Origin of the sequence: Rothia koreensis (assembly GCF_052232265.1) — a bacterium.
Classification (GTDB): domain Bacteria; phylum Actinomycetota; class Actinomycetes; order Actinomycetales; family Micrococcaceae; genus Rothia; species Rothia koreensis.
In genome coordinates this window covers 774305-797102 of the sequence record NZ_CP197643.1, presented here as the reverse complement: position 1 = coordinate 797102, position 22798 = coordinate 774305, and the positions used below count along the sequence as shown (strand labels likewise).

18 protein-coding genes and 1 pseudogene are annotated in these 22798 nt (G+C 66.5%); 6 read left to right on the top strand and 13 right to left on the bottom strand.

All coding sequences use genetic code 11. From position 1 onward, the window contains the following. Positions 1 to 105 precede the first annotated feature (105 nt). The 4 genes from ACTSLZ_RS03430 to ACTSLZ_RS03415 form a co-directional block, all read right to left on the bottom strand. Positions 106 to 1107 carry a hypothetical protein gene (locus ACTSLZ_RS03430; protein WP_443095726.1) on the bottom strand — a complete coding sequence of 334 codons (1002 nt, stop codon included), beginning with the start codon at positions 1105 to 1107 and terminating at the stop codon, positions 106 to 108. Between the two features lie 238 nt (positions 1108 to 1345). Beyond that, entirely contained in the window at positions 1346 to 1954 is a 609-nt protein-coding gene (locus ACTSLZ_RS03425; RefSeq protein WP_238692473.1) for a TrmH family RNA methyltransferase, read from the bottom strand. Positions 1955 to 2050: 96 nt separating this feature from the next. Beyond that, positions 2051 to 2635 (bottom strand): orotate phosphoribosyltransferase, encoded by a 585-nt coding sequence (gene pyrE / locus ACTSLZ_RS03420; RefSeq protein WP_129316573.1) that lies wholly within the window; start codon positions 2633 to 2635, stop codon positions 2051 to 2053. Positions 2636 to 2640: 5 nt separating this feature from the next. After that, a complete protein-coding gene (locus ACTSLZ_RS03415; protein ID WP_443095725.1) occupies positions 2641 to 4065 on the bottom strand; it encodes an anthranilate synthase component I family protein in 1425 nt (474 codons plus the stop codon). A gap of 298 nt (positions 4066 to 4363) precedes the next feature. Between ACTSLZ_RS03415 and ACTSLZ_RS03410 the strand changes: the two genes are divergently transcribed. Further along, complete coding sequence (locus tag ACTSLZ_RS03410) at positions 4364 to 5923, top strand: glutamate synthase-related protein (protein WP_129316577.1); 1560 nt, start codon at positions 4364 to 4366, stop codon at positions 5921 to 5923. Between the two features lie 712 nt (positions 5924 to 6635). Here the strand turns inward: ACTSLZ_RS03410 and ACTSLZ_RS03405 are convergent. The 5 genes and pseudogenes from ACTSLZ_RS03405 to ACTSLZ_RS03385 form a co-directional block, all read right to left on the bottom strand. Then, the gene (locus tag ACTSLZ_RS03405) at positions 6636 to 7835 is read right to left on the bottom strand and encodes an acyl-CoA dehydrogenase family protein (RefSeq protein ID WP_443095724.1); all 1200 of its coding nucleotides are present in this window, start codon (positions 7833 to 7835) and stop codon (positions 6636 to 6638) included. Between the two features lie 51 nt (positions 7836 to 7886). After that, positions 7887 to 8015 (bottom strand): annotated as a pseudogene (locus ACTSLZ_RS03400) (AMP-binding enzyme); the annotation flags it as partial. Positions 8016 to 8034: 19 nt separating this feature from the next. Next, on the bottom strand, positions 8035 to 9186 hold the full coding sequence (locus tag ACTSLZ_RS03395; protein WP_443095723.1) for an acetyl-CoA C-acetyltransferase: 1152 nt from the start codon (positions 9184 to 9186) through the stop codon (positions 8035 to 8037). A 44-nt stretch (positions 9187 to 9230) separates the two neighbouring features. Then, positions 9231 to 9995, bottom strand: a complete 765-nt coding sequence (locus ACTSLZ_RS03390) for an SDR family NAD(P)-dependent oxidoreductase (protein WP_443095722.1) — start codon at positions 9993 to 9995, stop codon at positions 9231 to 9233. Between the two features lie 60 nt (positions 9996 to 10055). Next, positions 10056 to 11261, bottom strand: coding sequence for an acyl-CoA dehydrogenase family protein (locus ACTSLZ_RS03385; RefSeq protein WP_443096085.1), 1206 nt, complete (start codon positions 11259 to 11261; stop codon positions 10056 to 10058). A 155-nt stretch (positions 11262 to 11416) separates the two neighbouring features. Here ACTSLZ_RS03385 and nadE point away from each other — a divergent pair, with 155 nt between their 5' ends. Then, on the top strand, positions 11417 to 12238 hold the full coding sequence (gene nadE, locus ACTSLZ_RS03380) for an ammonia-dependent NAD(+) synthetase (protein ID WP_443095721.1): 822 nt from the start codon (positions 11417 to 11419) through the stop codon (positions 12236 to 12238). A 164-nt stretch (positions 12239 to 12402) separates the two neighbouring features. Beyond that, positions 12403 to 14178: an AMP-binding protein gene (locus ACTSLZ_RS03375; protein ID WP_443095720.1), complete on the top strand. Its 1776-nt coding sequence runs from the start codon at positions 12403 to 12405 to the stop codon at positions 14176 to 14178. Positions 14179 to 14481: 303 nt separating this feature from the next. On the opposite strand, the gene ACTSLZ_RS03370 is transcribed toward ACTSLZ_RS03375, so the two are convergent. Further along, positions 14482 to 15435 (bottom strand): hypothetical protein, encoded by a 954-nt coding sequence (locus ACTSLZ_RS03370; protein ID WP_443095719.1) that lies wholly within the window; start codon positions 15433 to 15435, stop codon positions 14482 to 14484. Positions 15436 to 16181: 746 nt separating this feature from the next. Between ACTSLZ_RS03370 and ACTSLZ_RS03365 the strand changes: the two genes are divergently transcribed. The 3 genes from ACTSLZ_RS03365 to ACTSLZ_RS03355 all read left to right on the top strand — a co-directional run bounded on the left by ACTSLZ_RS03365 (position 16182) and on the right by ACTSLZ_RS03355 (position 19388). Then, on the top strand, positions 16182 to 16526 hold the full coding sequence (locus ACTSLZ_RS03365; protein WP_443095718.1) for a hypothetical protein: 345 nt from the start codon (positions 16182 to 16184) through the stop codon (positions 16524 to 16526). A 161-nt stretch (positions 16527 to 16687) separates the two neighbouring features. Further along, positions 16688 to 18130 (top strand): PepSY-associated TM helix domain-containing protein, encoded by a 1443-nt coding sequence (locus ACTSLZ_RS03360; RefSeq protein WP_443095717.1) that lies wholly within the window; start codon positions 16688 to 16690, stop codon positions 18128 to 18130. A gap of 199 nt (positions 18131 to 18329) precedes the next feature. After that, positions 18330 to 19388: a Gfo/Idh/MocA family protein gene (locus ACTSLZ_RS03355; protein WP_443095716.1), complete on the top strand. Its 1059-nt coding sequence runs from the start codon at positions 18330 to 18332 to the stop codon at positions 19386 to 19388. Positions 19389 to 19986: 598 nt separating this feature from the next. Here the strand turns inward: ACTSLZ_RS03355 and ACTSLZ_RS03350 are convergent. From ACTSLZ_RS03350 to ACTSLZ_RS03340, 3 genes are read right to left on the bottom strand one after another with little or no spacing between them, the layout of a single operon-like run. Next, positions 19987 to 20793 (bottom strand): enoyl-CoA hydratase, encoded by an 807-nt coding sequence (locus ACTSLZ_RS03350; RefSeq protein WP_436594785.1) that lies wholly within the window; start codon positions 20791 to 20793, stop codon positions 19987 to 19989. Next, positions 20790 to 21686, bottom strand: a complete 897-nt coding sequence (mmsB, locus tag ACTSLZ_RS03345; RefSeq protein WP_443095715.1) for a 3-hydroxyisobutyrate dehydrogenase — start codon at positions 21684 to 21686, stop codon at positions 20790 to 20792. The genes ACTSLZ_RS03350 and mmsB overlap by 4 nt, the downstream gene beginning before the upstream one ends. A gap of 12 nt (positions 21687 to 21698) precedes the next feature. Beyond that, the gene (locus tag ACTSLZ_RS03340; RefSeq protein ID WP_443095714.1) at positions 21699 to 22781 is read right to left on the bottom strand and encodes an enoyl-CoA hydratase/isomerase family protein; all 1083 of its coding nucleotides are present in this window, start codon (positions 22779 to 22781) and stop codon (positions 21699 to 21701) included. Between the last annotated feature and the right edge of the window lie 17 nt (positions 22782 to 22798).

The window sequence follows — 22798 nt, the reverse complement described above, 5'->3', positions numbered from 1 at the left end:
TCCGGGGACCGGTCGGGAACCGCCCCCGACGCCAAGGGGGACGGCGTCGGGGGCGGTCGTCGTGCACCGGGCGGAACCCGAGAAGACGGCTCTGGCCCGGCTGACTCACCGCGGGTCGTCGTAGAGCGGTGATTCTCCGGGTTTCTGTTGATGCTGGGCGTCCCCGAGCACCACGTGGACCTGGTGGTAGCCGCCGTCGTCGTCCGTGAACGAGAAGCGGTAGCGACCCGAGGGCAGATCCTTGAGTCGCCCCTGCTGGATGCTGAGACCGGTGCCCGGATCCTCGCTCAGGTACGCCGCCCCGGGGACCACCACGGCTTCGCCGGTAGCAGCGTCACGATAGGTTGCCGTGACCCCGATGGTGGCCGTCCCTGGTTGCGGGATCGGCTCGTCCGACCGGATGGGGATGCGGTCCGTGCCGACGTCGTAGACCGGCAGACCCGTCGAGGCATTGCGGGCGCTGTTGCCCGCCGACGACACCGGAACCATCAGGTGGCTGGCGTCGTAGGCCACTCCGCTGTGTGCCAGGTGCGGTTCGTCGGCCGGTTGAGCGTGTGCATCCAGGAAACGGTGCTGCCCGCGCGTCGCAGGATCGGGGTTCAGCGGCCCCTTGACCTGGATCATCAGTTGCCCGTGCGCGTTGTCGATCAGGTCCCGGGCCTGGCTCAGGTCGAGCGTCCCACCGTTCGACGCCGCGGTCAGCTGCTCCCCGCAGACTCCGTTGCCGATGACGACGTCGTAGTCTCCGTCGGCGGCAGGAACGAGCCCGGACCCGTCAGCACCGGGAGCTCTGAGGCTGAACTGGTCGCTGCCCGCAGGGGCCTCACCCGAAGGCGTCACTGATCCGGATGGTCCGCCCGCCGCGGGACGGCCGCTGAACGGTATCGGCGAGGTACCGTGCTCCCGCTTCCACGGGCTGTCCTCGGACAATGACGGGTCGCCGTCGGTCGGGCCCTGCGTGCAGGGAGTGTCGTCCGGTGGCAGGGCGGCTTGGGCCGGTGCCGAGGCACCGCCGAGTGTCCCGAGGCCCAGAGCGGCGGCCGCTGCCACGGCGACCACGGGTGAGAGCTGGTCTCGTGTTCTGCAGTTGACGTTTCGGAGGTCCATGACTCATCGCACTCCTCGCTATCCGTCGGGCCGGATAGAGTTCCGGCCCTCGGGCCCAGTCAACGGTTTCCGCAAGAATCGCGGAAACCTCTGCCCGTACGGAGAGCCTACGAAAAGAAAAGTGCCGATGGGTTACCGTCCGATATCAATTCCGGGGAATTCGAATAACAATTCAATAACCGTGATATTCGCGGCGCTGGAAGGAAAGAATCGAAGGGTGAAAGGATTCCTGTGGTCGTCAGATCACGCGCTGGTCAAACACGTGCCGCCGAACCCAGGAATGCATGGCGATGGCTGCGGCCGCTGAGGCGTTGATGGATCGAGTGGAGCCGAATTGTTCGATGGACAGGGTCGCGACGGATGCATCCTTCATCTCGGCGCTGAGTCCTGGGCCTTCCTGGCCGAAGACCAGGACACAATCCCGCGGGAGATCGTAGGTTTCCAGTTGGTGCGAATCCGGAAAATTGTCGATACCGATCACGGCCAGCCCCTCGGAACGGGCCCATTCGACGAATGATTCGACGGTGACATGGTGCCTGACGTGCTGATACCGATCCGTGACCATGGCTCCGCGTCGGTTCCACCGTTTTCGACCGATAATGTGCACTTCCTTGGCGAGAAATGCGTTGGCCGTACGGACCACGGACCCGATATTGAGATCGTGCTGCCAATTCTCGATGGCCACGTGGAAGGAATGCCGTTTGGAATCCAGGTCCGCGATGATCGCTTCCATGGTCCAGTAGCGGTATTCGTCCGTGACGTTCCTGCGGTCGCCGCCCTTCAGCAGCTCGGGGTCCCAGTGGTCCCCTTCGGGCCACGGACCATCCCAGGGGCCCACCCCGACCACGTGGGCGGCAGCCGCTCCGTCGGTGTCCCGAGTCGGGACCTCGGCCCCGGGGCCCTCCCCCGAGTGGCGAGCTGAGTCCTGTTCGGCCCCCACCCGCTAGTCCAGGCCGAGTTCGGACTTGGAGTACGCGTACAGGCAGGGGACGCCGGCGCTCTCCTCGATGCGTTCCTTGGCCCCGGTGGCCCGGTCCACGATGATCGCGACGGCGACGACGTTGGCCCCGGCCTCGCGCAGCGCCTCCACCGCGGTGAGCGCGGATCCGCCGGTCGTCGAGGTATCCTCCAGAACCACCACGTTCCGGCCCGAGACCTCGGGGCCCTCGACCTGGCGCCCCATCCCGTAGGACTTCTGGGCCTTGCGGACCACGAAGGTATCGATCGCGCGGTCGTTGTCCCCGGCAGTTCGCATGATCGCGTGGCCCACGGGGTCGGCGCCCATGGTCAGCCCGCCGGCGGCATCGAAATCGATCCCGTTGCGGTCCAACAGGTCCAGCATGACCTGCCCCACCAACCGGGACGCCTCATGGTGCAGGGTGATTCTGCGGAGGTCGACGTAGTAATCCGCTTCGAGCCCCGAGGCCAGCGTGACCTTGCCGCGGACCACGGCCAGTTCGGAGATGAGGTCGCGGAGTCTCTCGCGGGCGGCCTCGATGGACAGGACGGTGGAAAGATCGGAAGTCATGGGCCTCATTCTACGTGGTGAACCGGGGCTTCCCCACGGGTTCGGGGCACGGTGTGGACAACATCGCTCCCGGCCCCCGCGGGCCCTCGGACCGGTGCGTCGAGCTTCGTCAGCATCTCCTCGTACTCCGCGCTCGGGTCCGAGTCGGCGACGATGGCGCCGCCCGCACTCACGCCGACCGTCGACGTCGCACCCGGCCCGGGCCGCATCACGATCGTGCGAATCACAATGGACAGGTCCGATTCTCCCGAGGGCGACACATACCCCAGGGCGCCCGAATAGATGCCCCGCGGCCGGGCCTCCAGGCGGTCGATGATCTCCATGGTGCGAGGTTTCGGCGCCCCGGTCATGGACCCGCCGGGGAAGCACGCCCGGACCAGATCGATGGCTGATCGTCCCGGGCGCAAGCGACCACGAACGGTCGAGACCAACTGATGTACGGTCGCGTAGCTTTCGACGCCCATGAGCACGGGCACCCGGATCGACCCCGGCTCGCAGACGCGGGAGAAATCGTTGCGCAACAGGTCCACGATCATCAGGTTTTCGGCCCGAGTCTTCGGGTCAGCGGCCATGTCCCGGGCGGCTTTCGCGTCAACCTCGGGAAGGGCGCGCCTCGGTGTCGTGCCCTTGATGGGTTTGGCTTCGCACCAGCCGTCCGCATCGACGGCCACGAATCGCTCCGGACTCGAGGACAGGACCGCGACGTCGTCGCACCAGAGGAAGGCCGCGTGCGGTGCCGGATTGGATCGGCGTTGCCGCGCGTAGAGGTTCGCGGCCGCGTCGAGCCCGAAGGCCACCGGCACGTTCCGTTCCGACGCGGCGGTCAGGCACACCTCGTAGGAGTTTCCGTCCCGGATTTCCTCCAAGGCCTCCCCAATCGCGCGCATATAACGATCCCGGTCCGGCGGCGCGCACCGGAGGACGACGTCGGCCGGCAGGGTTGTCGCGGATATGGAACTCGCGGGCGTGGAACTCGAGCTTGCGGAGCCGGCGGCAGCAGGATCGGACGGGTCGCAGACAGAATCGCCCAGCGCCTCGACCGCCGCGTCCACCCATGTTTCGTCGCCCACGATCCACCAGTTCCGGTCCCGATGATCGATGATCACCAGACGGGTCGAAACCATCCACACCGCATCCGGCGTCTCGGCGGCCAAGACGGAGGAGAATCCCAAGTCGGCCCTGATCTCGTACCCGAAATACCCGAACCAGGCCCCGATCATGGACCGCACGAAGCTCGGGATCCGCCGATCCGGCGGCGTCGAGGGAGTCTCGGGTGCCCCCCACCTCCGCGCCCTGAGCCGTTGTTCCAGCACGTCGACCATGGTTCCCCGAGTTCGGCCCCGGAGCATCCCGTCGGGGGCGAGGCGATCCACCCGAGGGTCAGGACGCCCCGCGGTCTCGTACCTGAGCACCTCGCTCGGAACGAGCATGACACTCCAGCGAGCCGGGGCCCCACCTCTGACGTGGGCGGACGAGGAATCGAGCCACGCCGCATAGCGGTAGTCGATGCCATCGCGACGACCCATGGAGTGTACGAGGCGGCGGAACAATCCGCTCTCGTCTACCACGGAGGGTGCCAAGGCATCGTGCGCGGCCCACAGGGGACGGCCCAGGGCATCGGCCCCGCAGGGAATCCTGTGCGAGAACATGACAGCATTTTCCCACGATGCCTTCATGCGCACCGGACTAGGGTGGAAGGAACGCATCGGGCATCACAAGGGAGTGAATATGGGATTCTCGGCCAAACGCATCGCCGCCTCCGTCGGTCTCTCGGGAGCCGCTGGACTGCTGGGAGTGGCGGCGCACGACGTCGTCCAGAAGAAGCACACGATTCTCCGGAACTTCCCCGTTCTCGGTCACGCTCGATATTTCATGGAGTTCATCCGCCCGGAAATCCAGCAGTATTTCATCGAGAACAACTACGACGGTCGCCCCTTCGACCGGGATACGCGGTCGATGATCTATGAACGGGCCAAGGGCCTCGGCGGGGAACAGGCTTTCGGGACCGAGCGCAAAGTCCTGCGCCCGGGACACGACTTCATCCTCCACACCATGTCCCCCGTGGCGCCCATGAAAGAAGAACCGCGTCAGCGCCTCGGCGGACCGGACTGCACGCAGCCCTACGACATCTCCTTGTTCAACATTTCCTCGATGAGTTTCGGGGCGCTCTCCGCCAACGCCGTCATGGCCATGAACAAGGGCGCCGCGCTCGGCGGCTTCTCCCAGGAAACCGGCGAGGGCGGTCTCACCGATTACCACCTGAAGTACGGGGCCGATGTCATCTGGGAATTCGGTTCGGGGTACTTCGGGTGCCGTACGGAGGACGGTCGGTTCGACGACGAAACCTTCGCCCACAAGGCCGCTCAGCCGGAGATCAAGGGAATCCTCATCAAACTCAGCCAGGGGGCCAAGCCGGGGCTGGGCGGCGTCCTCCCCGGAGAGAAGGTCACCCCGGAGATCGCCAAGGCTCGCGGTGTTCCGGAGGGAGAAACCTGTGTCAGCCCCGCGGCCCACCCCGAATTCTCGACGCCGCGGGAGCTTCTGCACTTCGTGGCCCGGGTACGGCAGGCTGCCCAGGGGAAACCGGTGGGCATCAAACTGTGCGCGGGGTCGCGGATCGAGATCCTCGGCCTGTGCAAGGCCATGCTCGAGACCCGGATCACCCCCGACTGGATCACGGTCGACGGGTCCGAGGGCGGGACGGGTGCGGCACCGGTCGAATTCGAGGATGCGGTCGGCATGCCCCTGACGGAGGGGTTGATCAGTGTCAACAATGCCCTGGTCGGCGTCGGGCTCAGGGACAAGGTCGCGTTGGGCGCGTCGGGCAAGGTCGTCGGCGGGGCGGACATCGTCCGGAGAATGGCCCTCGGCGCCGACTTCACCAACAGTGCCCGCGGCATGATGATGGCCACCGGCTGCATCCAGGCGCAGAAGTGCAACACCAACCGTTGCCCGTCCGGCGTCGCCACGCAGGATCCCAGGCTCGCGCGAGGGATCGACGTCGGCGACAAGGGCGAACGAGTCAAGAACTTCCATAAGGGAACGATGAATTCGGCCATGCGCATTCTCGCCTCGATGGGCCTGAGCTCGTTCCGCGACCTCGGCCCGGAGCACATCATGCACCGCATCGATTCGACCAGCTCGGCCTCCTACAACCGCATGTACACCTGGCTCACGACGAATTCCCTCCTCGACGGGACCGCGCCCGAAGACTGGATGGAGAAGTGGAACCGCTCTGACCCCGACAGCTTCATGGTCGCCCGGCACCACCACACGCGCGCGAACTAGCTGCCTGCGCGCGGGCGGGGGTCGGGCGGGACTGGGGCTGCACGCGGGTCGGTGGGGTCGGGGTCGGGCGGGGCGGGGTCGGTGGGGTCGATCTCAACTCAACCCGCCCGCGTTGGGTGGCGGTTACCCGATACGGTGGCGATTTCCGACGGTTGGAGGGTCCAAACTCGACTCAGCCCGCCCGCATTGGGTGGCGGTTACCCGATTCAGCGGCAATTGCCCATGTTATGAGGGGGCTTAGCCGCCACCTTTTGGCGGGAATCGCCTCTCAATCGGGTAAACGGCACCTCGCTGGATCACGCACGGACACGACGTCGTCGGCATGGCCTCGAGGCGGCAATTCCGTGCATCATGCGCGCCGAGGTGGCAATCGCGTGCATTCGTCGCGCCGAGGTGGCAGGTTTGTGCGGATGTTGCCGTGAAAACCGCACAAAATTGCCGCCTCGGCGTGAAAAACGCACGGGATTGCCACCTCAGCTGCGCTCGGCGCCGTCGTCTCGTCGTGAATAACCGGCCCCGACCATGCAATCGATAAAGCCCCAGGTGAGGGGCCGGTTGTCGCCAAGTCGCGATTCCAGCCGGCCCCGCCCCGCGACCTGTGCCGCGTCCGACGCCGGCCCATGACCCACGACCGGTCCCGCCCGGCGTCCGGTCCCGCCCCACGACCTAACCCGCCCCGCGACCCGCCGCCACGCGTCCGGCCCCGCCGCGGTCAGGCGAACGCCGACTGGCCCGTGATGTCGCGGCCCACGATGAGCCGCTGGATGTTCTCGGTGCCTTCGTAGGTGTGCACGCCCTCGATGTCGAACATGTGCCGGATGACGTGGTTCTCCAGCAACACGCCGTTGCCGCCGAGCATGTCGCGCGCGGTCGCGAGGACCTTCCGGGCCTTGGTCGTGTTGTGGACCTTGAACAGGCTCGCCTGCTGGTCGCGCAGGGTCCCGGCCTCCTGGAGCTTGGCGATCCGGGCCGACATGAGTTGCATGTCGGTGATTTCGGACAGCATCTCGACCAGGCGCTCCTGGATCATCTGGAACTTCGCGAGGGGTTTGCCGAACTGGATCCGCTGCTGGCTGTAGCGGAGCGCGGCCTCGTACCCACTGATCGCGTGGCCCAGGGCCGACCAGGCGACGCCGACGCGCGTCTGGACCAGGACCACCGACACGTCCTTGAAGGTCCTGACTCCGGGGAGCACGTTGGACTCGGGAACGCGCACGCCGTTGAGGCTGATCCGGGCCTGGTGGATGGCCCTGAGCGTTCCTTTGCCCTCGATGACTTCTGCCTCGTACCCGTCGGAATCCTGATCGACGATGAACCCGCGCACGTTGTTCTCCTCGTCGCGGGCCCAGACCACCGTGATCCCACCCGAAGCGCCGTTGCCGATCCACTTCTTCTCACCCGTAAGTACGTACTCGCCGCCGTCCTTGACCGCCTTGGTCTCCAAGGACACGGAATCCGAGCCGTGATCCGGTTCCGTGAGGGCGAAGGATCCCAGGAGGCTCGCATCCGCGAGCGCATCCAGGTACTTCTTCTTCTGCTCCTCCGAGCCGAACAGGGCGATCGATCGAAGGGCCAGTCCGCCCTGCACGGCGACGGCCGTCGCCATGGAGCCGTCCCACCGGGACAGCTCCATGGTCACCAGGCCCGCGCCCAGCGGGGACATTTTTCGGTGCCCGGGGACGTCCAGACCATCGGTCATCAGGTCCAACTCACCGATGCGACGCACCAGGTCCAACGGGTATTCGGAGCGGTCCCAATACCCGTTGATCAGCGGGAGGATCTCTCGCCCGTACTGACGCGCGGCGTTCCAGGCGGCGCGGTCATCATCGGTCGCGTCGGAGAAGGCGTCCAGGTAGTCCGTGTCCACGGGGTCGGTCACGTCATAGGAAATTTCGGGGTTGACCGCGTTCACGGTCCCTCCTTCGGTTTGGGGGTCTTGTTCTCTTGGTCCGCGCCTCGGGCGTCATCGACCTTTCGAGGCTGCGGAACGAAGGTCTCTCTTCAATATCTTGCCCGACTGGTTGCGGGGAAGCTCGTTCACGAACTCAACGCGTTTCGGAACCTTGAACGGGGCCAAGTGCTCCCTGACGTGGTTCGAACTGCCCATACGGTCAGTCCATCCTCTCGATGATGGTGACGTTCGCCTGGCCTCCGCCTTCGCACATGGTCTGGAGCCCGAAACGGCCTCCGGTCTGTTCGAGGGTGTGGAGCAGCGTGGTCATGAGTCGCGCGCCGGTCGCCCCGATGGGGTGGCCCAGGGCGATGGCGCCTCCCCGCCGGTTGACCTTGGACATATCCGGTTCGAGCTCGTGCGCCCACGCGAGAACAACCGTCGCGAAGGCCTCATTGATCTCGATCGCGTCCATGTCCCCCAGGGACATGCCGGTCCTCTCGAGAGCACGCCGCGTGGCGCGGATGGGCGCCGTCAGCATCTGCACGGGATCATCGCCCCGGGCCGAGAGGTGGTGGATTCGCGCCCGCGGGGTCAGACCGAATTTCTCGACCGCGTCGGCCGAAGCGATCACGAGGGCCGCCGCCCCGTCCGAGACCTGGGAGGCCGACGCCGCGGTGTGGATCCCGCCGGGGCGGACGGGCTCCAGTTCCGCCATCTTCGCCCGATTGGGTTCGCGCGGCCCTTCGTCCTTCGTGACGTCGCCGACGGGCACGATCTCGTCGTCGAAGTCGCCGGCCGCCCAGGCAGCGATGGCCCGGCGGTGCGACTCGGCGGCATAGGTTTCGACGTCGTCCCTGGTGAATCCCCACCTCTCGGCCATCAGTTCGACACCGCGGAACTGGGATATTTCCTGCTCCCCGTAGCGGCGGGTCCACGACTCGGCGCCTGCGAAGGGGTTCGGGAATCCGAGGTCACCGGTAGCCGTATTGGCCCACCCGAGCGGCACGGAACTCATCGACTGGACGCCCCCGGCCACAACCAGGTCGCTCGTTCCCGACATCACGGCCTGCGCCGCATAGTGGACCGCTTGCTGTCCTGATCCGCACTGACGATCGATCGTCGTGCCCGGGACGGCCTCCGATCCGCCCGCGGCGAGCCATGCCGTCCGTGCAATGTCGAAGGACTGCGGCCCGACCTGGTCGATGCAGCCCAGGATCACTTCGTCGAACTCCTCCGAAGCCACCCCCGTCCTTTCGATGGCGGCTCCCAGGGGAACAGCCGCGAGATCCACGGGGTGGGTGGTCGAGAGTCCGCCTTTTCGGCGTCCGACGGGGGTACGGACGGCGTCGACAATATAGGCCTCGGGCATGTCTGCTCCTCTTGGGGGTTCGGAGTGGTCGGATCTGCGGCGTTCTACCTGGGCGACATCCGGATGGCACCGTCCATGCGGGTCACCTGGCCGTTGAGATAGTCATGGCCGATGATGTCCATGGCCAGTTCGGCGTACTCCACGGGCTTCGCCAGGCGGTGCGGGAACGGGACCGACTTCTCCAGCTGAGCACGGAACTCGCCGTCGACCCCCTTCATCATCGGGGTGTCCACGATCCCGGGCGCAATCGTGTTGACTCGAATCCCCTTGCTCGCCAGGTCACGGGCCGCGGGAAGGGTCAGGCCGACGACGCCGCCTTTCGAGGACGAGTACGCGGCCTGCCCGATCTGGCCCTCGTAGGCTGCGACCGAGGCGGTGTTGATGATGACGCCGCGCTGGCCGTCGTCGTCCACCGGGTCCGTCTGCGCGATGGCCTCCGCGGCCAGCGCCAGAACCTGGAAGGTCCCGATGAGGTTGACCGTGATCACGGACGTGTACGCGGAGAAGTCGTGGACGCCGTTCTTCCCCAGGATCCTGGCGCCGAGACCGATGCCCGCGCAGTTGACGGCTACGCGCAACGGACCGGTTCCGCCGTCGACCGCTTCCGCGACCCCCGCCTTCACCGAATCCGGGTTCGTCACGTCGACCTCGACGTAAGTGATTCCATCGACCTTCTCGGCCTTCTCGATGGAGGCCGAGAGGTCGAAGACGTAGACGTGCGCCCCGCGATCGACCAGGGCCAGCGCGGTCTCGTGTCCGAGTCCCGACGCTCCGCCGGTGACAATTGCGGAAATCCCCTGAACATCCATGCTTTTCCTCCTCGTTGTCGAACGGGCCGCCCGATTCCGGGCCGCCCGATACTGCTGCATCTACACGAATGCCGAAACGCCGGTGATCGCGCGTCCGACAATCAGTGAGTTGATCTCGTAGGTGCCCTCGTACGTGTACAGGATCTCGGCGTCACAGAAGAGCTTGCCTGCCTCGTAGTCGCTGGTCACACCGTTGCCGCCCAGGAGCGCACGTGCTTTGGCCACCGATTCTCGGGTCAGCCGGGTGCCCGTGGACTTGCCGAGGGCCGCGTGCATCATCTGGAGTGTTCCGGCCTCCTGCTCGCGAGCCACCTGCATCATGAGCCCCAGGGTCGCGTGGGCATTCCCCGCGATCTCGGCGATCGCCTGCTGAATCAGTTGGAATTTGGCCAGCGGGCGGCTGAATTGTTCGCGTTCCGTGGCGTAGGCGCGGGCGACGTCGAGGGCGGCCATCTGGAGACCGTAGGCCTGCCAGCCGACCCACACCCTCGAATTGCGCAGCATCTCGTTGACGCTCGCGAAATCCTCGGCCAGCGGAAGGTGGTTTTCGGCCGGCACGCGGACGTCGTCGAGCTCGATGTCCGCGTTCTGCATGATGCGCAGGCCGATCTTGTTGCGGATCTTGGATGCGGTGTACCCGGGGCGGTCGGTCTCGACGATGAAGGCCTTGAATTGGTGATCCTCCGTGTCACGGGCCCAAACGAGGGCGAAATCCGCGATGGTTCCGGCCCCGATCCAGCGTTTGCTTCCCCGAATGACCCACTCGTCGCCGTCTCGGGTGGCCGTGGTCTGGATGCCCCCGGCGATGTCCGAGCCGTGATCCGGCTCGGTCAGGGCGAAGGCTCCGATGGCCTCGAACCGACGCAGCCTCGGCAACCAGGTCCTTCGCTGTTCCTCCGACCCCAGTTGATTGATCATCCCGACGATCAGTTCGTTGTGGATTCCGACGAGTGCCGAGAGGGAAACGTCCGCCCGTGCCGTCTCGGCGTAGACGAGCCCCCGGTAGAGCCAGGTCGTGTCCGTGAGCTCGAGTTCGCCGAGGCCCAAGTCCGCGAGGCCGGGAAGCAGATCGAAAGCGAAGTCCTCGCGATTCCAGTAGTCGATGCTCTGGTGACGAACGTCGGACTGCAGGTGCTTGCGAATGCTGTCGTAGGAGGCGCGTTCCTCGTCATTGAGCAAGGAGCGCACGTCCAGCAGGACGCCGTCGGGATGCGGCATGCCCGTGGGAGGCTCTCCCACCGGCGTGGTTCCGGATAGTACTGACATCACAATGCCTTTCCTTGTGGGAAACCATGGTGCACGCTCGGATATGGCGTACATCACAGGTAGTCGTGACCCTACCGGAACAGGGAGCGGTTGTTCCAGAACATCACTGAGGCGCACGCAACATTGCCGAAATACCGCCGGTCTATCATGGGCCCATGCGCGAACTTCAGGCTCACATCATTCAGGACATGGGCGTCCGCCCCAGCATCGACCCCGCGGAGGAAGTGAGGCTGCGCGTCGACTTCCTGTGCGACTACCTCAAGGCCTCCCGCGCCAACGGTCTCGTGCTGGGGATCAGCGGAGGGATCGATTCCTCGCTGGCCGGCAGGCTGTGCCAGCTCGCCGTCGACAAACTCTCCGAGGAAGGAACCGACGCGGACTTCGTGGCCGTGCGCTTGCCGTATCGCGCCCAGGCCGACGAGGAAGATGCCCAGTCGGCCCTCGAATTCATCCAACCGAAAACCAGCCGGACCTTCGACGTCGAGCCCGGAACCACGGGGATCGAGCGCGAATTCCGTCGGGCCACGGGCCGTGACATCGCCGATTTCAACAAGGGCAACGTGAAGGCGAGAATGCGCATGATCGCCCAGTACGCCCTCGCCGGCGAGAAGAACCTGCTGGTGGTCGGGACCGACCACGCGGCGGAGTCGATCACCGGATTCTTCACGAAATTCGGCGACGGCGGGGCGGACATCCTTCCGCTTTACGGACTCGACAAGCGCCAGAACAGGGAACTGCTGAAATACCTCGGAGCCGATGAACGCGTGTGGGCCAAGGTTCCGACGGCCGACCTGCTCGACTCGACCCCCGGACGGACCGACGAGGACGAGCTCGGCATTACGTACGACGTCATCGACGACTTCCTGGAGGGCAAGGACATCGAGACGGACCAGGCCGAGGCGCTCGAGGCCCGCTACCTCCGCACGCGCCACAAGCGCACGACCCCGGTCACCATCCTCGATCAGTGGTGGAAGTGACGGGGCGCCGCGGCACTCTTCGCCCCGCGACGTCGGCCGTCAGTCGCGTCATCGCATGACGCAGGGGCGGCCGGTTCTTTTGCGACACGGGCCCCTCAGCTACCCTGATACAACGTGAGTTGCCTCACACAGTAGTGAAGCAGCACGATATCGAGGGAGGGCCCATGACCATCACCGACCAGTTCCGTCAGGCCAGAGACCGTCTCGTCGCACTGCGCGAGGACTATCACCGGGCGCGCGAAGAATTCGAGTGGCCCCGTTTCGAACACTTCAATTTCGCGCTGGACTGGTTCGATGCGGTCGCGGCCACTCCCGAGCGGGCCGACCAGAACGCGCTCGTCGTCGTCGAACAGGACGGTTCGTCCCAGAGGCTCACGTACCGGGAAATGTCCGCCCGATCGAGTCAGGTCGCCAATTGGATGAGCAGTATCGGCGTGCGCCGGGGCGACCGGATGATCCTGATGCTCGACAACCAGGTCGAGCTGTGGGAATCGATGCTCGCCGGGATCAAGCTGGGCGTCGTCCTGCTTCCGACCACCACGATGCTCGGCCCGAAGGACCTGGACGAACGCGTGACACGCGGTTCGGTCTCCTGGGTGCTGACCAATTCGGGAAGCGTCACGAAGTTTGCGGACGTGCCCGGGGATTTCTCCGTGATCGAGACCGGTGATCTCACCCAAGGCGCCGTTCCGGGCCGCGACCACTACGCCTACGAAGACAGTCGGGCAGCATCCGAGACTTTCACGCCGGAGGGACCCACACCGGCGGACGAGACCCTGCTGCTCTACTTCACCTCGGGAACGACGTCGCGCGCCAAACTGGTCGAGCACACGCACACCTCGTACCCGGTCGGCCATCTCTCCACGATGTACTGGATCGGCCTGGAACCCGGCGACGTCCACCTCAACGTCGCCTCCCCCGGCTGGGCCAAGCACGCCTGGTCCAACATCTTCACCCCATGGATCGCCGAGGCGACGGTATTCATCTACAACTACTCGCGGTTCGACGCCGCCGCCCTGATGCAGACCATGGACGCCGAGGGCATCACGAGCTTCTGTGCGCCGCCCACGGTCTGGCGCATGTTCATCCAGGCCGACCTCTCAACCCTGAAGACGCCTCCCCAGAAGGTCGTCGCCGCGGGCGAGCCGCTGAACCCCAAGGTCATCAACCGGGTCCGCGAAGCGTGGGGCGTGGACATTCGGGACGGCTTCGGCCAGACCGAGACCACCGTGCAGATCGCGAACACGCCCGGGCAGAAGCTCGAGGTGGGAACCGTCGGCCGGCCCCTTCCCGGGTTCGACATCGTGCTGGTGGACCCAGTCTCCGACGAAGTGGTCGAGGGCACCGGTGAAGGCGAGGTCTGCATCGTCACCGATCCGCGCCCCGTGGGCCTCATGGTCCAGTACAAGGGCGATCCGGCCAAGAACGACGAGGTGTTCCGCAACGGCGTGTACCACACCGGCGACATCATGAGCCGGGACGAAGGAGGCAACTTCACCTACGTGGGCCGCGCGGACGACGTCTTCAAAGCCAGCGACTACAAGCTCTCCCCTTTCGAACTCGAGTCGGTGGTCATCGAGCACCAGGCGGTGGCCGAGGCCGCCGTCGTCCCCTCGCCCGACCCGCTGCGGCTCGCCGTGCCGAAGGCATACGTGGTCCTCAACGCGGGTCACGAGCCGACCGCCGAACTCGCGGAGTCCATCCTCGCCCACTGCCGCGCCAACCTGGCCCCGTACGCCCGGATCCGACGCCTGGAGTTCTTCGACCTGCCCAAGACCGTGTCCGGGAAGATCCGCCGCGTCGAGCTCCGCGCCCGCGAGCGCGCCTTCCACGGGCCCGAGGGTGAATTGACGGATTCCTCCCGCGGCGAGCGCACGACCACGCAGGGTTACGGCCACGAGTTCAGCGAAAGCGACTGCCCCGGCCTAAAGAACGCCTGATTCCGGGGTGTGCGGCGGTTTTTTTTGGGGGGGGGTTGGCGCGGGTTGAGGGCGGGTTAGCGCGGGTTGGGGGCGGGTTGAGGGCGGCGAGGTGGCACTTTCGTGCGTCCGGCCCCGCGAAGTGGCACTTTCGTGCGGCCCGCGCCGCGAAGTGGCACTTTCGTGCGCCCGTCGGCGCGAGGTGGCACTTTCGTGCGATTCCCGGCCCGATTCCGTCCCAAAACTGCCACCTCGCCACGAAACACGCACACCATTGCCACCTCGCCGGACGACAGGCCCCGGACGCACCTCGGTCGCCGGATTTCAGCCGACTCGCCCACGGAGGGCTTGATCGATGGCCTGCCGAAGGAGCGGGATCAGTCTCGGAGTCGTGTTCCGCCCGAACCGGTCCACCGTCACCAGGTCTTTCGCGTAGATTCGCAATTCGCGGTGGCCCGCTCTCTCGGTGCGTCTGAGCCGCTCGATATCCCGTTCGACTTGGGACGATTCGTTGTGATGAGCGCCTTCGTACTGGACGAACAGGCCGCTCCGCCGATGCCGCAAGTCCGGTTGCACCAGCCTTCCGTCCACCTCGACGGCGACATCCAAGTCCCACCCCACAATCCCGTAGTCCTCAGCGATCAACCGCATCCGCGTTTCCATGACCGAGTCCGACCCCACTCGAACCCGGCTCAGAGCCCGACGGGCCAACGCGACCCCGCGGGCTCGCCGATGCGCGGAGAGAAGCGCTTCGATCTGCGGAATCGTGCTCATCGGCGGGCGGCCGGCGTAGATCCCGAATCGGTGGGAGCATACGATGCCGTCCCCGATCGCCACCAATTCCATGGGACTCACCATTCTCGCGAGGTCGAAGAAGGTGCGTTCGGGGGTCGTGATCCGGACGCCGTCGTACTCTGCGACTTCGCCAGGAAGGAACGACGCCTTGGCACCTTTGACCATGACTCTTCGGATTCGGTCTTTGCCGCCGGTCGAGGCGAGGTGAACCCGTGGCGCGTGTAGCAGGCGAGTCGGCAGTCTCAACCCATGCCATTGCGCGGCCGAAACGCCGTAGACCACGACGTCGTCCAGGCCACGAGCGAGCTCCGTCGCTATGTCCACCGATGAGACTGCGTCGGGGTCCGTGGTGTACATGCCTGGTCGCAACCGGGTCATGTCCGAGGCGCGGAAACGGAACCGGGTCAGGTCGGTGTTCTCGAGCGATCGTTCGGTCAGGACCCGACGTCGTAGGTGCGGCGGAATGCTCTTGCTGGGAGTCATGCAGAAGGTTTTAGCGAAGATCGGGCCGCAAGCCGGCTCGGCCCGACCGATAAACACGCGATTTGTGGACGACCGCTCACAAGTTGAGGTATTCGGCGCCTCCCGCGAGGTGGCAGTGGTGTGCGTGTTTCGTGGCGAGGTGGCAGTTTTGGGACGAAATCGGGCCGAAAATCGCACGAAAGTGCCACTTCGCGGCGTGGGGCGCTCAGGATTGCCACTTCGCGGCGTGGGGCGCTCAGGATTGCCACCTCGCGGCGCCGGGCGCGGGCGGGGCGGACGCCGCATCAGGGCGGGGCGCGGAACACGGGCTCGGCGTCGAACCGGATCACCCCGACGCATATAACCTAGTGGGGTGACCACGACGGAGACCGCTGCGGGCGTGGACTTTCGGTCCACAGGCTGGCGGCTCACGCGTACCTTCATGCTGGTTGGTGTGACCGCGTGGCTCGGTTCGGTCTCGCACGTCGTCGGCGGTGGCCATATCCCGCACTCGGGGCTGGCCCTGGCGCTGTCCTTGCCTTTGATCGGCGTCGTCTTTGCGCTCACTCGTTTCCGGCTCGGTTTCTCGGCCTGCGTGCCTCTGCTCGGTGCCGGGCAGTTTGCCGTGCACCAGCTCCTCATGCTCGGGTCGGCCAGCCACGGCTCGCGTGCGTCGATCCTCGAGGGCGCTCCCGCCGGTTCCAGTTCGGCCCATCACGACGCCGCACTGCATTCGGGCCACGCCTCGGGCGGGGGGAACCCCATCGATGCTGGCCGCAGCCTCACCCATGGACTCCCCGTCGATGGGCGACATGGACATGGATTCCATGCATATGGACTCCATGCACATGCACGACGGATCGTTGCCGATGCTCGTGGCGCACGTGGTCGGGACGCTGCTCGCGGCCGCCGTCGTCGGTGCTGTTGACGCCGCGCTCTGGGCCCTCACGGTCCTTCTGCTTCCGTGGGTGGCCCGTCTGCTCCGGGTTGCGCTCGGGATCCCGGAATCGACCGCGACCTGCCCGGAGGGCGAGCAGCTCGTCCCCCGCTGGCGGAAACCCCGAGCCAGGGAACCCGTCCGGGGCCCGCCCCGATACCTCGCATTCGACTGAACCCAACGCCGGTCCGACCCCAGGTCCCGGCGCCATTCTGCGTGCCCTTCAAGCGCGCATCGAACGTGAGGAACACAGTGAAAACCTTGAATACACCGCACCCGACTTCGGGTCACGAAACCACCTCTCCACCCCGACGTCGGACCGGCTGGTTCCGGGACATGACCCGTCGGCTTCATTTCTTCGCCGGGCTGATCGTCGGCCCGTTCATCCTGGTCGCCGCATTGTCGGGCGCCTTGTACGCGCTCGCTCCACAATTGGAGGGCATGGTCTACTCCCATGAGCTGCATGCCGGCTCGTCCGAGCAGAATCTGTCCCTGGACGAACAGGTTCGGCGCGCGACGGACCACGTCCGAACCGAGGCGAAGGGTTCCGAGCCTCCGGCGCTCGTGGCCGTCCGGCCCGCGCCCGAACCGGGAGCGACGACCCGCGTGATGTTCGCCCCGCCCGAAGGGTCGTCCGAGTCCGACCAACGCGCGGTCTTCGTGAGTCCTGCGGACGGCGAAATACGGGGCGACCTGATCTCCTACGGTTCGTCGGGCGCGCTTCCACTCCGTACATGGATCGACCAGCTCCACCGCGACCTCCACCTGGGCGAGCCCGGACGTCTGTATTCCGAGTTCGCGGCGTCGTGGATGTGGGTGATCGCCGTCGGCGGCCTCATTCTTTGGGTACCGCAGCTGACGCGTCGTCTGCGCGCCGGTCACGCACGACGACGCGCGATCCGGGAAGCCTCCTTGCCGTTGCCCGACGCACGTGGGCGGACGCGGCTGCTGAGCTGGCACTATTCGGCCGGTTTGGGGCTCATGGTCGCCATGGTGTTCCTCTCGGCAACCGGTATCACGTGGTCGGCCCATGCGGGCGAGCACGTGACCCAGTTGCGGGCCGCGCTGAATTGGTCGACGCCGAAGGCCTCGACGTCGTTGTCGGGTGAGCAGGCCCCCACCGACGAACACGCTGGCCATGCGGGGCACGCTGGCCATGCGGGTCATGCCGGCCACGCGGGTGCTCCTTCCCATGATGCCGCCGCGAGCATGCCCGTGGACTCCGGACACGACGCCATCCTGCGCGCCGCCCGTCGTCTCGGTATCGACTCGAACCGCGTCGAGATCCTGCCCTCGGCCTCCAAGGACACGGCGTGGACCGTCCAGGAGATCGACCGGCACTTCCCCACCCAGGTGGACAGCGTGACGATCGACCCGGTGACGTACAACCAGGTCGACAAGGTCTCCTTCCAGGACGACTACTCCCTGCCCGCGAAGTTGGCCCGGTGGGGAGTCGACATCCACATGGGCCTCTGGTTCGGTCTGCTCAATCAGGTGGTGCTGTTCGTGATCGCGATCGGCATCGTCGGCATGGTCGTGACCGGGTATTGGATGTGGTTCAAGCGGCGCCCGACGTGGTCCCGTCTCAAGACGCCGACTCCTGGTCTTCGGGATGCGCCCTGGTGGGGTTGGCTCGTCGTCGGTGTTCCGGCCGCCGCCGTCGGTTGGTTCCTGCCGCTGGTGGCATTCGTCGTCGTCGACGCCGTCCTTGCCCTTGTCGGCTCGCGGAGATCCGGCGGATCGGGCCGGACCCCTCGCGATCCGGCCGCCCGGTCCTGATCGGACAGCCGGGTCGCCCGCGGGACAGACCGGATCGCCCACACGGGCATCCGAGCTGTCCCACCAGCTGCCCGGGGCGGTTGCGTTGCGGCCGCCCCGGGCCACCGGCCCCTGCCACCTGTCGCGGCCAAAGCCGGGCCACCGACCGGCTGCCGGCCACCGCCCGACTCCGGATACGCGCTGTGCCTAGGATGGATGCATGGCAGAGACACGGAACCCCCTCGAAGCAACCGGCCGAACCCTCGGATGGGGCGTCGTCGCGACGGGTGCCATCGCGCGAAAGGTCACCCCGGACATCGCCGCTTTGGAAGATGCCCGACTGGTCGGCGTCTCGTCCCGTTCCCAAGCCAGCGCCGACGAATTCGCGACGGACTTCGGCGTCGAACGGGCCTATGCCGACGACGACGCCCGCACCGGGTACGAGAAGCTCCTCGCCGACCCGGACGTCGACGTCGTCTACATCGCAACACCCCACGGCCAGCACCACGCCACCATGCTCGAGGCCATTCGCGCCGGCAAGAACATCGTGTGCGAAAAGGCCTTCACGATCACGGCCGACGAAGCCCGGGAAGTGCTCGAGGCCGCCCGCGAGAAGGGCGTCTTCGTGATGGAGGGGCTCTGGACTCGCTTCCACCCTCTGCGTGCCCGAGTGTCCGAGCTGCTGGAGGCCGGTGAGATCGGGATGCCCCGGTGGGTCCAGGCCGACCTGGGCTTCCGCGGTCCCGCCGACAAGTCGCACCGGTTGTGGCGCGAAGATGCCGGCGGGGGCGGGCTCCTGGACATGGCCTGCTACGTCCTGCATTGGCCGTGGCTGGCCCTCGGACGGCCCACAGGGTTCACGGCGCAGACGATCAAACGCGGAAACGTGGACGCCTTGACGCAGATCACGGGAACTTTCGAGAAGTCCGCCGCACAGATGACGATCTCGCTGGTCTCGCAGGGACCTCGGCAGGCGGTGATCTCAGGGCACGACGGCTTCATCACCATCGGATCTCCGATGCACCAGGCGCAGTCCTTCACCGTGACGGACGCCCGAGGTTCCGTGCGCGAAGAGTCGTGGCCGCTGGTCGGGCGGGGCTACTCGTACGAAATGCGCGAAGCGACGCGGTGCATCCAGGAAGGTGCTCTCGAGTCGCCGATCATGCCGTGGGAGGACACGGTTGCGCAGATGGAGATGATCGACGAGATCCGCCGGCAGATCGGCGTCGTCTACCCCGACCACGACGACGTCGCCCGGAACCTGCCCGCGAAGTCGTAAGCCGGCCTGGCGGCGAGGTGGCGAGGTCTAGGCGGCGGTGGGCTGCGGTGGGCGGCGGTGGCGAGGCTCTGGGGCGCTGGGGCGCTGGGGTGCCGAGGTGGCAACCACGTGCGATCGGCCCGCCGAGACGGCAATCCCGTGCACAAAACCACCCCAAAACCGCACAAAACCGCCACCTCGCGGAAAGAACCGCACCAGAGTGCCACCTCGCGGCGCGGAGCCGGCGGACCTGCACGAAACTGCCACCTCGCGGGACGGAGCCGGGCGGACCCGCACAAAACTGCCACCTCGCGGCGCGGAGCCGGCCGGACCCGCACAAAACCGCCACCTCACGCCTTCAAAACCCAACTCCCCGCGGCGAAGTGGCAACCACGTGCGACCGGCCCACCGAGACGGCAATCCCGTGCACAAAACCACCCCAAAACCGCACAAAACCGCCACCTCGCGGAAAAAACCGCACCAGACTGCCACCTCACGGCCCGGACCCGGGCGAACCCGCACAAAACCGCCACCTCACGGCGCGGAGCCGGGTGGACCCGCACAAAACTGCCACCTCGCCGCGGCGGCGGAGAGGCGCAGGCGCGGGCGCGGGCGCAGGCTACCTGTTCTTGAACGTCGGGTCGCGGCGTTCGGCGAAGGCCGCCATGCCTTCCTTCTGGTCCTCGGTCGCGAAGAGCGAGTGGAAGACCCGCCGCTCGAAGGTGAGTCCCTGGGCGAGGGGGGTTTCGAAGGCCGCCCCGACCGCTTCCTTCGCGAGCATGGCCGCGGGCCGAGACTTCTGCGCGATCGTGTCCGCGATCTGCAGGGCGGTGTCGACCACGGCGTCGTCCGCGACGACCCGCGACACCAGCCCCGCCCGTTCGGCCTCGTCGGCGCCGATGTTCCGGGCGGTCAGGATCATGTCCATGGCTTTGGCCTTGCCCACGGCACGGGTCAGTCGCTGGGACCCGCCCATGCCGGGAATGACACCGAGGTTGATCTCAGGCTGACCGAATTTCGCGCCCTCACCGGCAACGATGATGTCGCACATCATCGCGAGCTCGCAGCCGCCACCGAGCGCGTACCCGTTGACCGCGGCGACGATCGGGAGCCGCACTTGAGTGAGCCTCTGCCACTGGGCGAACCAGTCGCTCTGGTACATCTCGGTGTAGCTCTTGGAGGACATCTCCTTGATGTCCGCGCCCGCGGCAAAGGCTTTCTCGGACCCGGTCAGCACGATGGCCGAGATGCTCTCGTCCCGTTCCCAAGCCTCGGCGGCGTCCACGACGGCCACCATGGTGTCGTAGTTCAACGCATTGAGCGCCTTCGGCCGGTTGAGCCGAATGACGCCGACGCCGTCGCGCGTCTCGGTCCGGATCACGCCCTCGTGCTGCCCCGAATCCTGGGCTGCTGTCTGTTCGCTCATGCTTGGTTCTCTCCCATCGTTCGGATGATTGCGGAAAAGTCGAGGTCGCCGTGTCCCTCGTCCAGGAACTTCGTGTAGGCCTCGTGGGCGGCGCGGCCGAAGGAGGCCTCGGTCCCGGTCGACTCCAGGGCGGACACCGCGAGTCCCAGGTCCTTGGCCATCAGGGCCGTAGCGAACCCGGGTTTGTACTCGTTGCTGGCCGGATTGGTGGGAACCGGTCCGGGGACCGGGCAGTTCGTGGTCACGGACCAGCACTGCGCGGCGGACGTGGACATCACATCGAACAGGGCCTGGTCCGTCAGGCCGAGCCTCTCCCCCAGGGTGAAGGCTTCGCACGCACCGATCGTGGTGATCGCCAACAACATGTTGTTGCAGCATTTCGCCGCCTGGCCTGCCCCGTTGTCTCCGCAGTGGACCACCTTCTTGCCCATCGCGTCGAACAACGGGTGGGCGGCGTCGAAGTTCTCCTGCGGCCCACCGACCATGAACGTCAGCGTCCCGTTTTCGGCCCCCGCGGTTCCGCCCGAAACCGGGGCGTCCAGGGCACGGTGCCCGGCGTCGTGCACCAGGTCAGCGGCTTCTCGGGCTTCGTCCACGCTGATCGTCGAGCAGTCGATGAACAGGGTGTTCTCGGGTGCCGCCGAGAGCAAGCCGTCATTGTTCTCGCCCCGGTAGGCGGAGATGACGTGCTTGCCGGCGGGGAACATCGTGATGACGACGTCCGCTCCGGCCGCGGCTTCTTCGCCCGACGCGGAGATCTCGATCCCGTCGCGCTCCGTTGCGCGGCGCGCCTCGTCCACGAGGTCGTAGGCCACGACGTCGTAGCCCGCCTCCCTGAGGTTCCTCGCCATGTGGCCACCCATGTTTCCCAGGCCAAGAAATGCGATCTTCATGCCAATACTCCTTCAACGGGGCAGTTGCAGGTCCTCGTGTCCGGGCACGGGTCCGAAGAAGCTCAGCACGAGCTCCCTGTCCACGTCCTCGAGCGCCTGCGGCTGCCACTGGGGGTTGCGATCCTTGTCGATCACCTGTGCGCGAATGCCCTCGGCCATGTCGTGGGCGAACAACGCGTTTCCGCTGGTGCGGAAGTCTTGAATGAGGGTCTCCGCGAGCGACTGGTCGGCGGCGCGAGCGAGCCCCTCGAGCGCAGTTTTCATCCCGGTGGGACTGTTCCTCCGCAGTGCCTTGAGGGCCTTGGCCGCGAGGTCGTTCTCGGGCTCCTTCTCGACCCTGGTCTCGAGGTTGTGCAGGATCTCCTCGACCGTCCCGGCGGCGTAGTCCTCGTCGATCCACCGGCTCGCCGCCTCGAGCTCGGACTCCGGAGGCTCGACGCCGAAGCCCTGGATCGTGGTGGCCGCCTCCCCCGGGTTCTCGATGTTCTCGAGCGCCGCGAGCAGGTCGCCGATCGAGGCGTCGGGGACGTAGAAGTCGGCGAGGCCCGCGTGGACGGCGTCCGCCCCATCCACGTGGAGCCCCGTCAACGCCATGTGCCGGCCCGCGTGACCCGGCGCGTGGGAGAGGTAGTTGAGGCCCCCGACGTCGGGCGAGAAACCGATGCCGGTCTCCGGCATGCCGGTACGCGTCGTGTCGGTGGCGATCCTGTGCGACCCGGGGACGGACAGACCGATGCCTCCGCCCAGAACGAGCCCATTCATCACCGCGATGTAGGGCTTCGAGAGACGCGAGATCCGGTAGTCGAAGTCGTACTCCTGGCGGAAGAAGTCGATGCCCATGGCCTCATCGCCTCCGCTGGCCGCCTTGTAGAGGGCGACGACGTCGCCGCCGGCGCACAGCCCCCTGTCCCCCGAGCCGACAACGGCCACGCACGTGACGTTGGCGTCGGCCTCGAATTCGTCGAGTGCGCGGTTGATGAGCTGGATCATCTCGACGTTGAGCGCGTTGACCGCGCGGGGGCGGTTGAGGGTGACGAGCCCGAGGTGTCCCCGATTTTCGGTCAGGACGCTGGGCTCCTGAGGCTGATCGGCCATGAATTCTCCTCCTGCAA

What these genes read in the sequence shown, in the direction of transcription:
- mmsB (WP_443095715.1), bottom strand. Translation starts at nt 21,686, where the DNA reads ATGAAGATCGCATTTCTTGGCCTGGGAAACATGGGTGGCCACATGGCG.
- ACTSLZ_RS03385 (WP_443096085.1), bottom strand. Translation starts at nt 11,261, where the DNA reads ATGTCAGTACTATCCGGAACCACGCCGGTGGGAGAGCCTCCCACGGGC.
- nadE (WP_443095721.1), top strand. Translation starts at nt 11,417, where the DNA reads ATGCGCGAACTTCAGGCTCACATCATTCAGGACATGGGCGTCCGCCCC.
- ACTSLZ_RS03355 (WP_443095716.1), top strand. Translation starts at nt 18,330, where the DNA reads ATGGCAGAGACACGGAACCCCCTCGAAGCAACCGGCCGAACCCTCGGA.
- ACTSLZ_RS03430 (WP_443095726.1), bottom strand. Translation starts at nt 1,107, where the DNA reads ATGGACCTCCGAAACGTCAACTGCAGAACACGAGACCAGCTCTCACCC.
- ACTSLZ_RS03390 (WP_443095722.1), bottom strand. Translation starts at nt 9,995, where the DNA reads ATGGATGTTCAGGGGATTTCCGCAATTGTCACCGGCGGAGCGTCGGGA.
- ACTSLZ_RS03340 (WP_443095714.1), bottom strand. Translation starts at nt 22,781, where the DNA reads ATGGCCGATCAGCCTCAGGAGCCCAGCGTCCTGACCGAAAATCGGGGA.
- ACTSLZ_RS03375 (WP_443095720.1), top strand. Translation starts at nt 12,403, where the DNA reads ATGACCATCACCGACCAGTTCCGTCAGGCCAGAGACCGTCTCGTCGCA.
- ACTSLZ_RS03350 (WP_436594785.1), bottom strand. Translation starts at nt 20,793, where the DNA reads ATGAGCGAACAGACAGCAGCCCAGGATTCGGGGCAGCACGAGGGCGTG.
- ACTSLZ_RS03410 (WP_129316577.1), top strand. Translation starts at nt 4,364, where the DNA reads ATGGGATTCTCGGCCAAACGCATCGCCGCCTCCGTCGGTCTCTCGGGA.
- ACTSLZ_RS03395 (WP_443095723.1), bottom strand. Translation starts at nt 9,186, where the DNA reads ATGCCCGAGGCCTATATTGTCGACGCCGTCCGTACCCCCGTCGGACGC.
- ACTSLZ_RS03415 (WP_443095725.1), bottom strand. Translation starts at nt 4,065, where the DNA reads ATGCTCGTTCCGAGCGAGGTGCTCAGGTACGAGACCGCGGGGCGTCCT.
- ACTSLZ_RS03365 (WP_443095718.1), top strand. Translation starts at nt 16,182, where the DNA reads ATGCTGGCCGCAGCCTCACCCATGGACTCCCCGTCGATGGGCGACATG.
- pyrE (WP_129316573.1), bottom strand. Translation starts at nt 2,635, where the DNA reads ATGACTTCCGATCTTTCCACCGTCCTGTCCATCGAGGCCGCCCGCGAG.
- ACTSLZ_RS03360 (WP_443095717.1), top strand. Translation starts at nt 16,688, where the DNA reads ATGACCCGTCGGCTTCATTTCTTCGCCGGGCTGATCGTCGGCCCGTTC.
- ACTSLZ_RS03370 (WP_443095719.1), bottom strand. Translation starts at nt 15,435, where the DNA reads ATGACTCCCAGCAAGAGCATTCCGCCGCACCTACGACGTCGGGTCCTG.